The 17,867-nt window shown below is 58.6% G+C and carries 10 protein-coding genes; 4 read left to right on the forward strand and 6 right to left on the reverse strand.

Annotated features, from left to right (window positions below):
• Window positions 1-2 precede the first annotated feature (2 nt).
• Together Mal65_RS17495 and Mal65_RS17500 are read right to left on the reverse strand one after the other, a co-directional pair.
• A complete protein-coding gene (locus Mal65_RS17495; RefSeq protein ID WP_145300418.1) occupies window positions 3-1,562 on the reverse strand; it encodes a phytoene desaturase in 1,560 nt (519 codons plus the stop codon).
• A gap of 102 nt (window positions 1,563-1,664) precedes the next feature.
• Window positions 1,665-2,381 carry a hypothetical protein gene (locus Mal65_RS17500; RefSeq protein WP_145300421.1) on the reverse strand — a complete coding sequence of 239 codons (717 nt, stop codon included), beginning with the start codon at window positions 2,379-2,381 and terminating at the stop codon, window positions 1,665-1,667.
• A 385-nt stretch (window positions 2,382-2,766) separates the two neighbouring features.
• On the opposite strand from Mal65_RS17500, the gene Mal65_RS17505 reads away from it, so the two are divergent.
• On the forward strand, window positions 2,767-6,438 hold the full coding sequence (locus Mal65_RS17505) for a bifunctional proline dehydrogenase/L-glutamate gamma-semialdehyde dehydrogenase (RefSeq protein WP_145300425.1): 3,672 nt from the start codon (window positions 2,767-2,769) through the stop codon (window positions 6,436-6,438).
• A 59-nt stretch (window positions 6,439-6,497) separates the two neighbouring features.
• Here Mal65_RS17505 and Mal65_RS17510 read toward each other — a convergent pair whose 3' ends face one another.
• A complete protein-coding gene (locus Mal65_RS17510) occupies window positions 6,498-7,598 on the reverse strand; it encodes a hypothetical protein (RefSeq protein ID WP_145300427.1) in 1,101 nt (366 codons plus the stop codon).
• Between the two features lie 601 nt (window positions 7,599-8,199).
• Complete coding sequence (locus Mal65_RS17515) at window positions 8,200-8,760, reverse strand: hypothetical protein (RefSeq protein WP_145300430.1); 561 nt, start codon at window positions 8,758-8,760, stop codon at window positions 8,200-8,202.
• Between the two features lie 127 nt (window positions 8,761-8,887).
• Between Mal65_RS17515 and Mal65_RS17520 the strand changes: the two genes are divergently transcribed.
• Both Mal65_RS17520 and Mal65_RS17525 read left to right on the forward strand, forming a co-directional pair.
• Window positions 8,888-10,615: a S1 RNA-binding domain-containing protein gene (locus Mal65_RS17520; protein ID WP_145300432.1), complete on the forward strand. Its 1,728-nt coding sequence runs from the start codon at window positions 8,888-8,890 to the stop codon at window positions 10,613-10,615.
• Window positions 10,615-11,394 carry a TIGR00282 family metallophosphoesterase gene (locus Mal65_RS17525; protein WP_145300434.1) on the forward strand — a complete coding sequence of 260 codons (780 nt, stop codon included), beginning with the start codon at window positions 10,615-10,617 and terminating at the stop codon, window positions 11,392-11,394. Before Mal65_RS17520 ends, Mal65_RS17525 begins: the two co-directional genes overlap by 1 nt.
• A gap of 12 nt (window positions 11,395-11,406) precedes the next feature.
• Here the strand turns inward: Mal65_RS17525 and Mal65_RS17530 are convergent, their stop codons facing one another.
• Together Mal65_RS17530 and Mal65_RS17535 are read right to left on the reverse strand one after the other, a co-directional pair.
• Window positions 11,407-12,279, reverse strand: a complete 873-nt coding sequence (locus Mal65_RS17530; protein ID WP_145300437.1) for a hypothetical protein — start codon at window positions 12,277-12,279, stop codon at window positions 11,407-11,409.
• Window positions 12,280-12,312: 33 nt separating this feature from the next.
• Window positions 12,313-16,242 (reverse strand): secretin N-terminal domain-containing protein, encoded by a 3,930-nt coding sequence (locus Mal65_RS17535; protein ID WP_145300440.1) that lies wholly within the window; start codon window positions 16,240-16,242, stop codon window positions 12,313-12,315.
• Between the two features lie 475 nt (window positions 16,243-16,717).
• Between Mal65_RS17535 and Mal65_RS17540 the strand changes: the two genes are divergently transcribed.
• Window positions 16,718-17,863 (forward strand): hypothetical protein, encoded by a 1,146-nt coding sequence (locus tag Mal65_RS17540; RefSeq protein WP_145300443.1) that lies wholly within the window; start codon window positions 16,718-16,720, stop codon window positions 17,861-17,863.
• Window positions 17,864-17,867: the final 4 nt, after the last annotated feature.

Raw genomic sequence — 17,867 nt, forward strand, 5'->3', positions numbered from 1 at the left:
GCTTACGCCGGCACCATCGCCGCGACGGCGGGCTTCTTTGCCGTGACGCCGGTGGCCGATGCGTCGATGAAGTCCGTGCTGATTCCCAAGTCGGACAACAACAACCGCGACGTGATGCGGCTGGATTCATAGATCACCGGCAAACCGCTGCCGGGATGCGTTCCGCCGCCGACCAAGTACACACCGTCCAATTCCTCAAATCGGTTTTGCGGGCGACGGTGCAGCATCTGTCCCAAATTGTGGGCCAAATTAAAAGTGGCGCCGCGATAGATCGCGTAGTCCTTCTTCCAGTCCACCGGCGTGATCCGGTGTTCGGTGCGAATACGATCTCGCACGTCGGTCAGGCCGATCTTGGCCAACTGATCCAACGTTTTTTCACGCAGCGGATCCGCGTGGACCGACCAATCGACATTGGCGTGTTCGTGAGTGACGGGCACCAAAACGTACAAAGTGCTTTGACCGTGCGGAGCCAAGGATGGATCCGTCACGCAAGCGTTCTGGACGTAAACCGACGGATCATCGCTGAGAACATGGTCGTGTTCAATGTCGCAAAGGTTTTGTTCGTAATCCGAGCTGATGTAGATGTTGTGGTGCGGCAGGTCTTCGTACAAACCGTCGATCCCCAAGTACAGCATGTACGTGCTGCACGAATAACGTTTCTTCGCCAGTTGCTGATCACTCCATCGCCGACGCATCGCATTGGGAATGTTCTTGCTGATCCAATCGGCGAAATCGGCGTTGATCACAAAGCTGTCAGCTTCATAGCGTTCATCATTGGTATGCAAGGCTTTCAATCGCCGACCCTGCAGTTCCACCGAACGGACTTCCTGGTCCAAGTGAACCTTCACGCCCATCGACCGGGCCAAATCGGCCATCACTTCGCTAACACGACTGCACCCACCCATCGGGTGATAGACGCCGTGTTCGTATTCCAAGAACGACAGGATGCTGAACAAGCTGGGGCAGTTGAACGGGGACATCCCCAAATACTTTGATTGGAACGCGAACGCGATGACCAGTCGTGGGTCTTGGAAGTACCGTTGCAGTTCGCGTCCCAACGAACGCTGCGGATTCACATAAAGCGCGGCCGCCAGAACGGACGGACGCAGCAGATCCATTGGTGACGAAAACGGTGATTCCAAAATCGGCCGAAAGCGTTCCAGCTTGACCCGATTGTCGTCGATGTATCGCCGCAGGGCTCCGACGTCGCCAGGCGAAATCTGGGCGATTTGGCGATCCATTTCGTCCATGTCGGCGGAACAATCCAGCACACCTCCGCCGCCGAACGTCAATCGATACTGGATGTCCAACCGTTGCATCGGACACTCATCCATGAGGTCATAGCCACAGGATGCAAAGATCTCCGTCAGCACCCGAGGGTACAGAAAGAACGTCGGCCCACAATCGAAACGAAAGCCGTCTTGATGGATTGCCGATGTCCGCCCGCCGACGCGATCCCGCCGTTCCAAGACGGTCACATCACAACCGGCTTTGGCCAATTGCATGGCACTTGCTAACCCGCCAGGCCCCGCCCCGACAATGACAATCTTCTTGGTCGCCAACGATTCTTCCCTTCCACCGAACCCAAATTGACACGGCCGGGAGTCGCCCGAACCGCCGTCACTGTAGAGCCTTGCCGAGTCCCTGGGGAACCAAACGCGGCTTCAATACGTGCCCTTCAGCATTCCCGCTTCGATTTGTCGCCGCACAATCCGCCCAATCTGTACGTCTTCAAACGGCTTGTCGGGGATCTCCGCGCGGTCGGCCAACAGCTTCGCCCGCAAAACCGTCTCCTTGACCGCCTGGTCATTCAGCGGATCAATCAACACCTGGACCATCAACGGATCATCACTGGGACGCATCACTGGTTTCAACGCATCGGTCACATCGATCCGAACGGCTTCTTGCAATTCGATAGCACGGCGTAAGCGAGAAAGCTGCAACCGCGCCTCGTCAGCCAGTTCGGGATCTCGCGTTTGGGCATAGGCTTCGACTGCCTGCAAATCCCCCCATTCGACGACGGGCAGATTGACCAAACGCTGCAGCACGCCGCTGGCCTGCCAATTTTCGACATTGTCCGCTTTCATATCACGGATGAAGTCTTCGAATTGTTCCAGGACCGCGGCTTTGTCATCCGATTCCAAACGACTCTGCTGGACCATCGGCACAAAGTTCTTTTCCATCGTCACGATGGCCATCTCGGTACGCTTGCCGAAAATCACCCATGCCGACAAGCCGCAACCGATGCAGAACACCATGCCCATGATCAGCGTGGCGGCAAGGATCGCCGGGAAACACCCCGCCTTTTCCTCTTCATCGCCTGTCACCGCGCCGGCCTGTGCATGCTCAGGAGTTTCAGGTCGGGGGGAATCGTCGGTCACGGCAATGTCACGAGGGTTGGCGACGCAGAAACGGTGTCAGTCCAGACGGTCATCGAACCGCCGGTGGTGGCGAAAGCTGCACCTGCGACAGGCCGATTGTCCGGTACACGTTATCGTCGTTGACGCATGGCGTGAAAAGGACGGACGCGGCACCGGCATGTCGCATCCACCGAGAATCCATTCAGCTTGGCCTTGGATGGTCAACGGAAAAGTGACCGTAAAAACGAATCACGCCTACAATGCATCTAGGCGGAATCACCACCAGATCAATCGTGGTGCCGGTCAGGCTTGATGCACTTCGGCGTTCGATCGACACACCCTAGCGCTGCGGTCAAGCAATGGGTCCGTCCGGTATCCCGTTGGACACAATACAAAGGATCATGTCTTGCCCACGCATGAACCCGAATCGCCGTCGACAGACCCCGCATCGGATGCCCGGCGTGATGCGGCCGCAGCCATCGAACTGGCTGCCGATTTATTGACGGAATCTCGACGTCTGCAAACGCCGCAAGAACGACGCCAGCAATCCGAACTGGATCGCATGCTCGGCCACGATGGCGACAAAGCCACGCTGGTGGAAATGACCGATCAAGCGTTTCGCACGCACACGTCGGCGCGGGTGGCGGACCAGATGACTCATCTGTTGGATCTGCAAGGCATCCCTCGCTTTTTCAACCCGGTCGAACAAGCGATGCTGAAAGGATTCCAAGCGTTCGGCGAATACTTGCCCGGCGTGGCGGTGCCGCTGGTCAAAGAAAAGATGCGTCGTGAAACGGCGAACGTGATATTGCCGGCCGAACCTGACTTATTGGCTTCCCATCTGGAATCGCGTCAGAGCCATGGCGTGGCCATGAACGTCAACTTGTTGGGCGAGGCATTGTTGGGCGAAGACGAAACACGACGGCGGATGCAAGCGTTTTGCGATCTGTTGCGGATGCCCACGGTGCAGTGCATCTCCGTCAAGCTAACGACGCTGTACAGCCAAGTTTCTGCGTTGGCTCGCGATCACACGATTCGTGCGGTGTCCAATCGCTTGGAACGTTTGTATCGCAACGCCAACCATGACGACGGCAATGGTCATCGGCAAGCCAAATTTGTTTATTTGGACATGGAGGAGTACAGCGACTTGTACTTAACCGCCGAGGTGTTACGCACGACGTTGCAGCGTGACGACTTGGAATCGGTGAAGGCGGGAATCGCGTTACAAGCCTATATCCCCGATTCTTTTCTGGTGATGTGCGATCTGATCCAGTGGTCATCCGATCGCGTGAAGTCGGGCGGTGTTCCCCTGACGATCCGCTTGGTCAAAGGTGCCAACTTGGAAATGGAACGCGTCCATGCGTCCGTTAGCGGTTGGCCGCTTGCACCGTACACCAACAAGCATGACACAGATGCTAATTACAAGCGGATGCTGAGGGAATTGATCACCGCAGCATCGGCCGGACACGTCCGAGTCGGTGTCGCGTCACACAACTTGTTTGATGTGGCGTTGGCGATGATTTGGACTCAAAGCCTCGGTGCCGCCGACGCCGTCCAGTTCGAAATGCTGGAAGGCATGGCCAATCATCAACGACGTGCGCTGACCGAACGTGATGCATCGATGTTGTTGTACGCACCGGCATGTCGCAAGAAAGACTTCTTACACGCGATCACATATTTGATTCGCCGACTGGATGAAAACACGGGTGCGGAAAACTTCTTGCGACACGCGTATCGCTTGCAGCCCGACACACCTGATTTCAAGTTGCTGGCAGATCGATTCGAAGCCGCCTTGATCGAAAGCCCAAGTGTTTCGGTACAACGACGCCGAACCCAAAACCGCTGTCGGCCACCAACACCGCCACCGGTGGCAAAACACTGGACGCAATTTGCCAACGAACCCGATACCGATTGGTCGCTGCTGTACCACGGGCATTGGGCTCGGGAAACACTGGATCAATGGCAAACAAAGTGCGACGACAACGCGATATGCGTGACTCCGGTGATTGCCGGACATTCGGTGGCGGAATCTGCCAACGATGATGGGGCGGACGCACAGCCGTGGTTCACGACCGACGACGTGTCGCGTCCCGGCGTGGTCACCTGTCGCTATCAAAAGGCCGATATCGCCGCGGTGATGACGGCGGTGGACATGGCATCGCAATCGACGTGGGCCGCCGACCGATCCGTCGACGATCGTCACGCGGTGCTTCGCAAGGTCGCTCAACTTGTCCGCACTCGACGTGGCGATTTGATCGGCAGCATGGTGGCGGGTGCCGGGAAGACCGTCGCCGAAGCCGACCCCGAAGTCAGCGAGGCCGTGGATTTCCTGGAGTTCTATCCGCTGACGATGAAGGCCTGGGACGAATGCCCTGGCATCGAATGTCGTCCTCGCGGCGTGGTGTCGGTGATCACACCATGGAATTTTCCGCTGGCGATTGCGTGCGGCGGGATCTCGGCAGCGATTTCGGCGGGTAATCCCGTCGTGTTGAAACCTTCGACGCAAACGTTGCTGCCGGCATGGTTGCTGTGCCAAGCCTTCTGGGATGCGGGCGTGCCCATCGAAGCGTTGCAGATGATCGTCTGTGACGACGACGTCGCCGAAGAATGCCTGGTCAAGAATCCAACGGTCGACACCGTGGTGCTGACCGGCGGAACGTCGACCGCGATGCGAATGCTGGACGTTCGTCCGGACCTGCACCTGTTGGCCGAAACCGGTGGCAAGAACGTGACTATTGTCACGGCAATGGCGGACCGCGACTTAGCGATCAAACATGTGTTGCACTCGGCTTTCGGACACAGCGGTCAAAAATGCAGTGCGACTTCGCTGCTGTTGCTGGAAAACGAAGTCTTCGACGATCCAGTGTTTCGCGAAACCTTGGCGGACGCGGTTCGCAGTCTGCCCGTGGGATCCGCGTGGGACTTGCACACCCGCGTGACCCCTTTGGTCGATCCGCCGACGGAAAAGCTTCGGCGTGGTCTACAGGAATTGGAAAGCGATGAAACCTGGCTGGTGATGTCCGAACGAGTCGACGGTCATCCGACTCTGTACCGACCGGGGGTGAAGTGGAACGTCCAGCCGGGAAGCTTTACTCACACCACCGAATTGTTCGGTCCCGTGTTGGGCGTGATGCGTTTCGGGCGTCTGGAAGAAGCGATCGAGATGGTTCGCAACACGGGCTATGGGTTGACCAGCGGATTAGAGAGCCTGGACGATCGCGAGATCCAACTGTGGCGTGAATCCATCCCCGCAGGCAACCTGTACATCAACCGTCCGACAACGGGTGCGATTGTTTTGCGACAACCGTTCGGCGGTGTGGGTCTTTCTGCCTATGGTCCGGGAATCAAAGCGGGCGGACCGAACTATGTTTTGGCACTTTCGCGCGTCAATCACACCAACGATTGGGAACCGACCGAAAAAGAAGCCGACACGCCGCACCAGTCTTTGGATCCATTTCGTCAGTGGATGAAAGACAACCAAACGTCTGAATCTGTTTTTGGCAGTGCCCAACGCTTGCGATTCCAGCGTGCCGTCGCGTCGCAAACGCTGGCTCATCAGACCGACTTTGCGAAAGAACACGACACCTTTCAGTTGGTCGGGCAGGATAATGTTCGGCGTTATCGTCCGGTCGACGGAATGACGATACGGATTGAGCCAGGCGATGATTTGGCCGATGCAGTGGTGGCAATCTCGGCTGCCGTATGCGTGGGAACTCCGATCACACTTTCCCTTTCACCTGAAATGGATGAAGCCGCCCGCGATTGGCTGGAAAGTAGTGCCGATTGGTTACCAAGCCTGATCGATCCGATCGAAGAAACGATGGCGCAATTGGTACATCGGATCGAAGCTGGGTGCATCAGCCGACTTCGCACCGTGTCGGTCGCCGGCGAGTCCATCCGGCGTGCATGCGGCCAAAGGTTCATTACCGTGATTGCTGAACCGGTTGTCGATCATGGACGCATCGAATGTCTGCGGTACTTGAACGAACAATCCATTTCGCACGACTACCACCGATATGGAAACCTGGGACGCCGATCCGCACGTTTCGAACGCGGTTCAGCAACGCGGTCTGAATGACGCGATCAGCGGGTCGTTCCGAAACGACTTCACCGAACCAGTCGTACGATCAAAACGTGTCACGCCAGGTACCATCGCTGCAACGAATCCTTCGCCCCGGCATCGCCGCGGTCACCAGAATCATCCGCGTCCATGTTCCACGCTGTCGGTGACTTACCATCCAGTTCACTGTGTCGATGATCACATTCGATGCGATGCTGACGCAGCGATTTCAGTTCACCCCAATCATCGAACAAATTGGGACGCAGCATCTTGATCACCGATTGTGCGACCCGCCGGTTGGCCTGAGGTAGCGCGGGAGTTCGATCGACGTGACGCGAGAGCGTGTTCATCATCGACGCATTCAACAAAGCCGCGGCGGCGCTGTATCCGATCGTTGGCCCCAGTTCGGCAGTTTCATCGGCATAGCTGCGAATCAATTCTTTGTCGAAACCGTACTTCATCGCCGTCGACAATCGAACCGGCATGCGTCCCAGCAAAGCGTCGGTCCAGCGTTCCACCGTCATTCGCAATCGATTCAAGCGAACCGCGTCGGTCACGCGACAACCGCGATTGTGCAGCATCAAAAACTGGACGCGGTTCCGTGCATCCAAGTGACTGGACTGAATCGCGTCGGTGATGGGACTCAGGTCTTGCTTGCCCGAACCAACCGGCGTTTCCTTATCGGATGAAGCAGCCGAAGCGTCGCCTGACGAAGACGCGTCGCGATCCTTGTCATGGGACATGCTGTATCCCGGAACCGAATCGCCACCGACAACGATTTCGCCCCAAGGATCGATCGCCCAGTCGTCCGCGTCGGGCAGGGGGCCATCGATGGCGTCTTCATCAGACCAAGTCTTGGCGCAAATCGGTGCCGATCGGAACTGTTGATCCGAAGCGGCGGCCAAGCATGCGACCACACGCGACAGCATTTCGCTGACCAAAATTTCCTGTAACACCACCAGGTGATCATCCCACCAACGCCGCAGTGCGACCCAATCGCCGGCCTGATGCGCTTGTCGATTCCGAGCCATCGCTTGATGCCACAAATCGGAACGCGATCGACAGGCCACCCAATAGTCGGTCAGAGCGCGGGGACAGATCGCGTCTTCGCGGTATGCGATGGCGTGACCTCGTTGGGCCAGCAGCGAAGCCAGATTGGCCAACTGTAAACAGTGCATGGGCGGTCTTGGCAGACGGGGCAAATGGTCGGACGCCAAAGTCGTTCGGAGGTGGACCGTTCGAAAACGACGCGATGATGCCGACACGTCTTTCCCCCGCGCTGACGTGCCGGCGACACGATGCAAAAGCAGACGATGTGCCGACCGCCCGCGACCGCGTTGCCACAGATCGCCATGGGCGTCCCGTGAATAATTGAAATGCCCGGAAATTGCGGGATCCAGCGCTCGTTCACCGCATTGCGAATGTTCCGCGTGAACCGCATCGGCAACGCCCAACGGCAAAAGCAATGTTGCCTGCCGGCATCACGGACGTTGCGTCCCGGCGACATCGATGTCGCAAAACCGGCGGATCGGCTGGTGGGATGGGCGGACAAGAAGAGGCCGGATGTTCCGCCGGCGCATAAAAAAAACGGCCCGGGTTTTGTGCCCCAACCTGCCGATGCTCACCCATCGGACGGCTGAAAAAAAACCCGGGCCGCTCACCGGAGCAGCACTCGTAGTTCGCGTGCCCCACACATGCTCATTATGAGCAACTGCTCCTGTCTTTATTATCGAACATGTTTCGTTTTGCGTCCTGAAAAAGGCTGTAAAAACACAGATTTCAGGGTTTCGACGTCGCTATCATCCCCCACAGCAGTTGACACCATTCCACCCACTGAACCTCTGTCAGGTCAGGATTTTCCGGTTGCGATGAACGGACGGATTTCTGACACTGGTCGACGAATCCGTCGGCCGACGGGTACCAATCGGGGAATTCCGATTGCAGGGCGATTTCGACAGGATGCTGTCCGGCACCGCGGAACCAATACTTGGCGTTGCCGTAATCGCCTTCGCGGCGGTGCATCACGCCATGCAGATAGCTGCCGGTGGGCGTGTGCAGACGTTGGCTGATGCTGTGGCTGCGGTCCAGATCGCCGGCCAACAACCACAGCGTGCTGGCGATCGGATCCCGGTTGGCCGCGGCAGACGCCAGACACCACTGTTTCGCGGGCGTGCCGGTCAGGAAGTCATCCAATGGGGCATCGCGGCCGCTGTCATCCAACGGTGGCACGGCGGCGGCGACGATTCGATCGACCAATTCGCCGTCCAAAGCTTGCCTCAATTGGCTTTCAAAGTCGCCGTCGGTCGAGTGGCCTGATCCGATGATCCGCAGTTGGGGCATGGCTGGAGTTGACTCTATCTGATCGAGATTCGTGTTGTTAGACTGTTCGCCCTTAGCATCAACGGCGATGCCCAGCGATTGACGTTGTGGCCGCCTAATTTACTAACCGATCACGGCACCACCACCGATGACCAACGGCGAACAGACGCCCGAAACCGGGTCCCCTGCGTCGGACAGCGCCAGCCCGCAAGATCCCGCCAACGCAACCGCCCCCACACCACGCCCGGACGACGCTGTCCCGAATCCGGAAAACACTTCGGAAAACTCGGTGACGTCGGAATCGGCGCCGGTGGACACGCCGTCGGCCGCCCCGGCCGCGGATTCCGAAACGTCCAGCGGTGACGATGCCAAACCGGTGGCACGAGGCAGCGGTCCGCTTGCCTCACGTGGACTGGGACTGGCCAAACCCGCGTCGCCGGTCGCGACGACCGACGCCGGGGCCGCTTCATCGGACAAGCCTGCCAAGAAGAAAAAGCCGGGCGGCAAAAAGGCCCCGCGTCCTCGCTTGGCCGGCGAGCGAGGTTCGACCGACAACGCTCCCAAAGTCGTTCCCAGCGGCGTGACCACTCCGGCCGCCGCCAAGGCGCCGCCCAAGCAGGGCAAGGTCGCCGTCCCGAGTTTGCGGCAACCGTTGTCCGACGACTTGCAGGCCGAACTGGACATGCAACTGGCCGATTCGGACATCGATTCGATTCTGGGTGGCGGTGCCGGTATGCCGGACCGCAAAGAACCGCTGGCCGAAGGTTCGCGGTTACAAGGTCGCGTTCTGAAAATCCATGACGACAGCGTCTTCATCGGTATGGGCGGCCCGGATGAAGGCGTCGTGCCCTTCGAACAATTCGAACAAGAGCCGGAAATCGGCAGCTCCGTCGAAGTGATGGTGCGCGGTTTCAACGGCGAAGACGGCTTGTACGTCCTGACCTTGCCCGGCCAAGCGGTCGACGTCAGCGACTGGGCGGACATGGAAGAAGGATCCGTCGTCGAAGCCACCATCACGGGACACAACGCCGGTGGCTTGGAATGCAAGGTCGGCGGCGTCCGCGGTTTCATCCCGATCAGCCAAGTCACCGAGTATCGCGTCGAAGACCTGTCGGAATTCGTCGACCAACGCATGATCTGTTTGGTCACCGAAGCCAACGAGCGACGCGGCAACCTGGTGCTATCACGTCGGGCAATCCTGGAACGTGAACGCGAAGAAAAACGCAAGGAGCAATTGGAAAAGCTGGAAGTCGGCGATGAACTGAAGGGCACGGTTCGCAGCATCAAGGACTTCGGTGCCTTCGTCGACCTGGGCGGACTGGACGGGCTGATCCACATCAGCAAGCTCAGCTGGGATCGCGTCAAACACCCCAGCGAAGTGTTGGAAGAAGGCCAAGAGGTCCAGGTCAAACTGGAAAAGGTCGACAAGGCGACCGGAAAGATCAGCCTTTCCTATCGCGACCTGCTGGAAAACCCTTGGGACACTGCCGAAGCCACCTTCGCCGCGGGCACGGTTCACAAAGGCACCGTCACCCGGATCGCCAACTTCGGGTGCTTCGTCCGTTTGGCCGCCGGCATCGAAGGCTTGGTGCACATCAGCGAATTGGCTCATCATCGCGTTTCGAAAATCAGTGCTTTCGTTTCCGAAGGCGACGAAGTCGAAGTCAAAGTGCTGTCGTTCGATCGCGATACTCAGAAAATCGCACTGTCGATCAAAGCGGCCCAGACCTCGGCCGCTGACACCGCAAAATCCAAACCGGCCGAAGAAGAGATCGAACCGCCACGCGAGATGGCCGTCAAGTCACGCCATGACGGTCCGCTGAAAGGCGGCAACAACCGTGACACCGGTGGCGAACGGTTTGGGCTCCGCTGGTAATGCGTTTTCTGTTCCTCGGTGACATCGTTGGAAAACCCGGCTACACCGCGGTGCTGCAGCACGCGGCACCGCTGAAGAAAGAACTGGGTTTAGATGCCATCGTCGCGAACGCTGAAAATGCATCCGATGGTTCCGGCTTGACGCCACGTCAGTTCCAGCGTCTGTGCGACGCCGGCGTGGATGCGATGACGATGGGCGATCACATCTATCGTCGCAAAGAGATCATGGACACGTTGCAGTCCAGCGACCGGATCGTCAAACCGGCCAATTACCCGTCAACCGCCGCGGGTCACACGCACTGCATCGTCGACACACCGGCCGGAAAACTGGGCGTCGTGTCGCTGTTGGGACGCGTCTACATGCGTCCGGTCGATTGCCCGTTTGATGCGATCGATCGTGTGCTGGGCGAAATCGAAAACAAGGTCGACAGCATTCTGGTTGACATTCACGCCGAAGCGACCAGCGATAAACAAACGCTGGGACGTTACCTGGACGGTCGTGTCACCGCTGTATTGGGCACCCACACGCACGTGCCGACCGCCGACACAGCCGTTCTGCCCGGCGGAACGGCGTTCCAATGTGACGTCGGAATGACCGGGCCGTACGACAGCATCATCGGACGGGACATCCGTCGCGTGATGGAAACCACGCGAACGTTCCAACCGACTCACTTTTATGTCGCCACCCGCGACGTCCGTCTATGCGGCGCGGTGATCGAAAGCGATTCCGATGGAAAAGCCACATCGATCCAACGTTTCGAGCGCGCCGTGGACGTTTGATCCCTGCGGCAATCAACGCTGCGTTTGATCCGCCGGCATCGTCGCGCTGGCGGGCATCACATCGGCCGACTGGGTCATCGGCCGGCGGCGCATCGAAACGTCACTCGCGGGTGTCGCATCGCTGGACGCCAACATGGATCGGCTTTCGGTGGCACCACCAATCTTGGTCGACCCCGGAACCGAGCGACGACGCTGGATCGTCGTCGTGGTCAATCCCGACGCTCGCGTGGTCCCACCGGCGTTGGCGGCCTGCCAGTCCTTGTACTCCGGTGCAAAACGTTGTGCCAACGTCTCTTGCGACTTTTCGACTTGACCGGGCAGCACCACCTTGGCCGGACTGGATTGAATCGGCTTGCCACTTTCGGTCACGAAGGATGCGACCAGCGAAATTTTACGCTGTTCGCCGCCGACGGCATCGAACGGAATCCAAACGCTGTACGACGCGCCTAGATCGGATTGGCTGTAGTGCTTTGTGAATTGCTCCGGCGTGAATTCGTAGCGCTTCACTTGTTCCTTGGGATCGGTCGCATCTTCGTTGAACGCATGCACGACCAAGGTCCCTTCGACCGGAACGGCGTGCGATTTTTCATCGAAGAAGAAAATCCGTCCGCCGAAACCACGGGTCGGAACCCGTCCGGTTTGCATCAGCGTATCGGGTGTCCACGTCGCAGCGACTTGCACCGGATTGGGATACGGTTTGGGCTGGTCGTCTTTCTTTCCGATCAGCGGCAGTTTTTCCCACAGCGTTTCATCAGTCTTTGATGCGTTGGCCGTTGTGGGACGTCCCGTGTCTTGTTTGGCCGTCAGTGATGCACAACCGGTCATGGTTGTGGATCCACCGACCAACAGTGCGACGGCGACGATTTGGCGTGATTTCTTTTTCATCGTTCGGATCCTTCCTTTCGATTGATTCGTCGACTATCGCAGCCAAGACAAAGGCGAAACCTTGGGGAAACGACGCTTGGGCTTGGCCGGTTCTTGTCCGGTCGTGTCACTCGCGTTGACGGAATTCTCGGTGGCCCCTTGTCCCAGACGAATCACTTTGCCGCTTTGGGTTGCCTGCGGCGTGGTGCCGGCTGGGGCTGGCGACGACCAACTGGACTGCGAATTCCAAGATGCCTGACGCATCGCGTCGGTCGGGATCGGTGCCACGACGGGTTCAGGGTTTGCCGCGGCACGGCCGCTTGAGGGCAGTTGGAATCCGCCCACATTGCCGCTTTGACCGGCCGATCCACTTTGCATCATTGCCGGTGACGGCTGAACGCCGGATGTCGGCATGCGGTGACTGACCGGTGATGCCGGCGTCATCGTGACGGGCGGCTGGATATTTTCGGGCGAATGAATCCGCTGGGGTGCACGCGGCTGCGTTGGTGCTTGCATGGCCGACGGTGCGGTCATGATCGGTGCATCGGCGGGAATCGTCGATTCAAAGGGAATCTCAGCACCAGCGGGCGGCTGATACGGTTGCGGCTGGATCATCATTCCGTCGTTCAATTCAACGGGTTGGGATTGGATGATCGCACCTTCCTGGACACAAGCTTCGCCGGTCGCGTTTCCATCGACCACTTGTTGGCTGATGATTTGTTCCTGCATCACACCATCAATGGTCGGTGTCATATCGGGATAGATCGTCGGACCAACCGCGGGTCCCCACAGTCCATAGCCATGGCTCAGTCCGACGTCACCGTGAGCTTCGACCACGTCGGCCAAGCACCAGGACATGCGGCTGGATTCGGTCTGCTTGATGTATTCCAAATCCTCTTCGCCGTTGATCAGCATCGGCGTCATGACCAGCAGCAGCTCGCTACGTGCTTCCGTTTCCTCGTCATACTTGAACATGTATCCCAGCAGCGGGATGTTCGACAGGTAGGGCACGCGTCGTGTCACGTTCTCTCGGGTCTTTTGAATCAGACCGCCGAAGATCACGGTTTGTCCGCTGTATGCGGTCAACGTCGATTGAGCCCGAGTGATGTCGATCGGCGGGACGACGACAGGTGCACCATCGAAGTTACCGATCACTTGTCCCGGGTCGGTGTTGTTGATGGCCGATCGTTCGGCATCGATCTCCATATAGATCTGGCCGTCCGATCCGACACGCGGAAAGATTCGCAGGATCAAACCGACGCTGACGTCTTCGACGCCGATCGCCGTGTTGTTGTTCGTCACGACGACGTCTTGGGGCCGTGCAACGTCCTGGCCGACCTGGATCAACGCTTCGGTGTTGTCCGCGGTGGTGATCTGCGGACGGCTGATGATTTGCAATCGGCCGGCGGTTTGCAGGGTACGGAACAACATGTTGACCGATTCGCTGGCCGCATTCAGCACGAATCCACCCACACCGGCATCCGCACTGGACGTCCCCACACCGAACGTGGTCACGCCGCGTGAGGCCAGTGTGTTGGGGAACACGTTGTTGATGTTCGGCAGGTTGGTTCCGTTGAAGTTGTATCCGTTGTCGCTGTACGGCGGGACGCCGGTCGCACCGCCCGCGATGTCACGGTCGAACAACAGCGAGTCCTGCAGGCCCAGTTCACCACCGATTTCGAATCGATCATTCAAACGGACTTCGGCGATCACGGTTTTGACCATGATCATCGGCGGACGACGGTCCAATCGATCGACCAGACGCCGAATGTCGGGATACAACCGCGGAGCGACGCTGATGATCAGGCTGTTGGTGCGGTCTTCCGGCACGACGATCAAGTCGCGGTCCAGCATGTCGAACGGTCCCAGACCGCCTTGTTGGAATTGGGTGTATTGGTTCTGGGACTGGCTTCGCGAACTGACGTACTGTTGCAAGGCTTCGGCCATTTGCGTGGCGTCTTGGTGACGCAGCCAGATCACTTCGGTGATTCGTTCGGCAAAACCTTCGCTGTCCAAACGCAACAGAATGCTTTCGACGACTTCCAAGTCTTCCGCACTACCGCTGGCGACGATGCTGTTGGTGCGAATTTCGGCGCTGAACCGCAGCGGGGTCAGCGAGCTTTCCGATGCCGTCGAATCGGCCAAGTTGCCCGCACCGACACTGGTGCCCGATGTCGCGGCGTCATCGCCGAACAACGATTGCAGTGCCGTGGTCAGGTTGGTCGCGTCGCCGTTTTCCAGCGTGAAGACCTTCACCAATGACTCAACGTCGGCCGGACGGTCCAATTGCCGGATCAGTTCACCGATCAGCGGCATGCTGGTCGATGGTGCTTTGACGATGATCGTATTGGTGTTCGTATCGGCGGTGACAACGGCTCCCACCAAGACGCCACTGTCCAATTGCTCGCTGCCTTCGCTGCCCAGTTTGACGATCGAAAGCGTCGTCGACGGTGTGGACGCTTCGTCACCTTCCCCCGGGGCGATGATTTCGTTCAGCGTGTCGGCCAAGTCTTCGGCAAGAGTATTGCGAAGCGTGAATGTGCGGATCTCGCTTTGTGCCGCGATCTGCTGCACGTCCAATTCGTTGATCAGACGAGTCACCTCGGCCAAGTCACGCTGCGAAGCACTGACGATCAAACTGTTGGTGCGATAATCGGCACTGATACGAACACGGATGCCCAGTCCAGGCCGCGGGTCGTCACTACTGCCGGGTTGTTCGGTGAAGAAGCCGCGAATGGTTTCTTCCGCGTCGACGGCCGATGCGTGTTGCAAACGAAACACCCGCAAACGATCGTTCTCATTGATGGGTTGATCAATCTTTTGGATCAAGTCCATCAAGCTGGCGATCGCTTCCTGGCGTCCGATCAACAGCAACGCGTTTGGCGTGTCCAACGATGTGATGCTGACTTCGCCTTGTCGCGTCGACAAAACGTCTTCGTATAACTGTTGCAGCAAGGTTTCCACGGCATTGGCGTCGGCATGTTCTAGGCGAACGACTTCGACCTCGGGCCGCGTCAATTCGCTTTGACGTTCGATCTCACTGATGATCTCGCGGACACGTTGGACGTCCTTCTTGGCCCCCTTGATGATGATCATGCCCAGTTCGGGAATGAACTGCAGTTCCGTATCACCGGCAACACCCTGGGCGCCGATATCTTCGCCCTCTTGCGGTGCTTCCCCCGCGTCGCCGCCGTTTTGTGGGGCGGGCGCTTGGAACATGGCGTTTTGAAGTGGCATCTGTGCCAATCGGCCGGCCGGTGCGGGGATCGCGGCCATCGCTTCGGCTTGGTTCGATTCGACTTCGCGTAGCAACCGAATCGCGCGTTGGATGGGTGCCGGATCAGCGTTCTGCAATCGCACCAACTGCATCACGTCGCCGGATGAACGGATGCCGCCGTCGATCGCATCAATCATCTCTTGCCAACCCTGGACGGCGGGCTGGGGCGCGATGACGGTGACCGTATTCAGCCGGCGATCCACCTGGACCGTGGTTCCAGTCAGGGGAGCACTGGTCAATTGGAAAGCCGCCCGTTCGCCATTGCGACTGGTCGTTACCGGCGTGCCTTCGGGGATCACCTGAGCGATGGCGTCTTCGAATTCGCGCCACGTCACCGCGGTCAGCTGGACTTTCAACGGGCCTTCGGTCTGGGCCGATGCCGGTTGCACCGCGGATGTCACCAGCTTTCGAACTTCGCTGGCGATCCGGCCGTGTTCGCGGGCCGGTGCCAACACGACGACTTGGTTGTTTTGCGGGTCGGGCTGGATGGAGATGCCCGGCACATCGCGATATCGCAAACTCATCGTCGTTGCGATTTGTCGCGCGGCCGAACCGGGAACGCGAAGCTTTTTCAGCTGCGGCGCATCGGCTGCCGCCTGGCCAACCGTTTGGCTGACCGGCACTGGATTCGGATACTGGGCAGCCACCCATCCGGTCTGGGCCATCAGCAGGGCCGCGGCACATGCCCGAGTGAAGGAGCGACGCATGATGTATTTCCGTCTTTGGTTCAGGTGACGTATTAGCAATCACGGGTTCATGCCGGACGCGGACGGACCTCATGGGTCCTGGGTCGGTGTTACGACCGGCACAAAACGCTCTCCCGTTCAATCGGATTCATCGGTGCGGGTGGTACAGGCACTACAGACCGAACCCGGCATTGGAAAGCTTTGACGGTTTTGACGATCGTTCCAGCTACCCCCGGCCCCCGTCACGGCCCCGCGCCCCGGATTTCACCGCCCAATCGTCAAACTTTGCCAGGCACCGCTCGTCGCGGCACGGTGCCGACAGGGTGACCAAGATCGGTGAGAGCAGGCGACGCGCGAGCACTCACGGGCGAACCAGCCGCCCTTGCAAAACCGTAACGGCTCAGTTGACACAGCCCCCCCCCCCCCCCGGATAAAGTGGATCGGGACACGTCTTCGAGACGGGGAAGATTGCTTTACTTCCAGGGGTTACGCAGCGATGACAGTCTGGCTACCGCGTTTTGTTCCAACCATCGCCGTGTGCTTGTTGACGCTGCAGATTTGCTTCACCGGTCGCGTTTCAGGTGAGGAGCCTTTAGAACGATGGGTTACTGCGGCGCGGGAGTTCCGTGACGCCCGCCTCGTCGCGAAGGTGCGGTACTCACGCGCCAGCGATCTGCTCGAGGCGCCGATCCGGTCATCCTGGACAACGGACCTTCAGCTGGGTGAAACGCGAGCACGGTACACCGAAGCGACCGAGTTGGTGGGTCGCGAAGGTTTCAGCTTCATTGAGTCCATCGTCGACGGCGGGCAATGTCTCACCTTTTCAACGATTACCAGCGATGTCCAGGGACAGTCGATCCACTTCGACGAATTTCATTCGGCCACGCTTCGAGCTCCCGGGATTTCTAACAACGGAGAAACGGTCAATACGGACCGCGTATTGATGTTGCTTCGCAATGTTCCGATTTTCGGGATCGTCAACTCGGTTCGCATCGAACAATGGCTTGATGCCTCCAACGAGTTGGAGGCAGAATCCGACAACTCGGATCCCCGTTCGCAATTGCTGACGAAGCGAACCGACGACTACGGACAATTGAAAGTGCAATGGTCAAGGCCGGGCGACGTGTTCCCCGTCTCCGTCGAACTAACGCAGGCCCGCAGCGACCGCCTATCGGCAGACAAACGCCTTTCCGATCTGGACATGCGAGGCGGTGGGGGCTGGCCCAAAGGTTATGCCAAACGCGTCCACACAGAGATGACCGTCGTCGATTGGGATGACACCGAGATGGATCGACGCCCCACGCATTGGCGGGCAACTCGCCATTACGTTTGCCAGGGCGATGTAAACGTTACGGAGACTTGGGATCTTCAACAAATCACATTCGCTCCATCCCCCGGTGCAATCGATCGAGCTCCGGTGACTCCGTACAAGATTGGCTCCAGAGTGAACGTGAGAGATGCGTCACACTTGAATTACATTTTTGATGGACAATGGGCTGTTCCCGAAGTCCGATTCGTCAGCCAGGTCGCGGGTGCGCCCGGTATCAGTCGAACGACCCTCACGGTTCTCGGCTTGGCCGTACTCGCAGTCGCTGCGATTGGGTTTCTAACGTTTCGGAAACGCAAGTATGCAGAAAAGTAACTTG

It is taken from the genome of Crateriforma conspicua (genome assembly GCF_007752935.1).
Classification (GTDB): Bacteria; Planctomycetota; Planctomycetia; order Pirellulales; family Pirellulaceae; genus Crateriforma; species Crateriforma conspicua.

Coding starts and splice junctions, on each gene's coding strand:
- Mal65_RS17510 (WP_145300427.1), bottom strand. CDS start 7,598: ATGCACTGTTTACAGTTGGCCAATCTGGCTTCGCTGCTGGCCCAACGA.
- Mal65_RS17515 (WP_145300430.1), bottom strand. CDS start 8,760: ATGCCCCAACTGCGGATCATCGGATCAGGCCACTCGACCGACGGCGAC.
- Mal65_RS17520 (WP_145300432.1), top strand. CDS start 8,888: ATGACCAACGGCGAACAGACGCCCGAAACCGGGTCCCCTGCGTCGGAC.
- Mal65_RS17525 (WP_145300434.1), top strand. CDS start 10,615: ATGCGTTTTCTGTTCCTCGGTGACATCGTTGGAAAACCCGGCTACACC.
- Mal65_RS17530 (WP_145300437.1), bottom strand. CDS start 12,279: ATGAAAAAGAAATCACGCCAAATCGTCGCCGTCGCACTGTTGGTCGGT.
- Mal65_RS17535 (WP_145300440.1), bottom strand. CDS start 16,242: ATGCGTCGCTCCTTCACTCGGGCATGTGCCGCGGCCCTGCTGATGGCC.
- Mal65_RS17540 (WP_145300443.1), top strand. CDS start 16,718: ATGACAGTCTGGCTACCGCGTTTTGTTCCAACCATCGCCGTGTGCTTG.